Genomic DNA, 521 nt, shown 5'->3' with positions numbered 1-521 from the left:
TATTTGCGACCAGGCGGATAATGTTGCCGGTATTGGGCGGAATTTCCGGTTCGAACAGGGCGATATGCAGCATGTTGGATTTTGCCTTGGCGGGATGGTCGTGGTACTGATCAAAACTAAGGAACCTCTGAAAAACTCCTTGCATGCTCAGCGTGGCCTGAAGCGTGCAGCTGTTGCGTCTTGTCTCGATGGTCAGGGTGGCTCCCTTTCCGAGAGGCAAGGCGCAGCAGATGTGCGCTTCAGGCCACGCCCTTCGGGTCATTCAGGCTGGCCCGCACTCGTTGTTGCGCTTTTTCGATGGATGGGCATACACCTTCAAAAGCGCGCCTAGATTGCGAACCAGCCTGAAAGACTGAGTACGCAAGGAGTTTTTCAGAGGTTCCCTAATGCACCAAGAATAACAGGACATGGATGATGATGTGGAAACGCGGGATGTTGGCGTTGTTGTTTTTATTGGCGGCTTGCGGTGAGCCGACGCCGCAGGACAAGCCTGGGCAGCTGCTTTATGTGGCCCCCTACGG

General features: G+C 54.7%; 1 pseudogene. It reads right to left on the bottom strand.

From position 1 onward, the window contains the following. Positions 1 to 73, bottom strand: a pseudogene (locus A3730_RS30420) (tRNA (uridine(34)/cytosine(34)/5-carboxymethylaminomethyluridine(34)-2'-O)-methyltransferase TrmL); the annotation flags it as partial. Positions 74 to 521 lie beyond the last annotated feature (448 nt).

It is taken from the genome of Alcanivorax sp. HI0044, from assembly GCF_001634945.1.
This window is presented reverse-complemented; position numbering and strand designations above follow the sequence as displayed.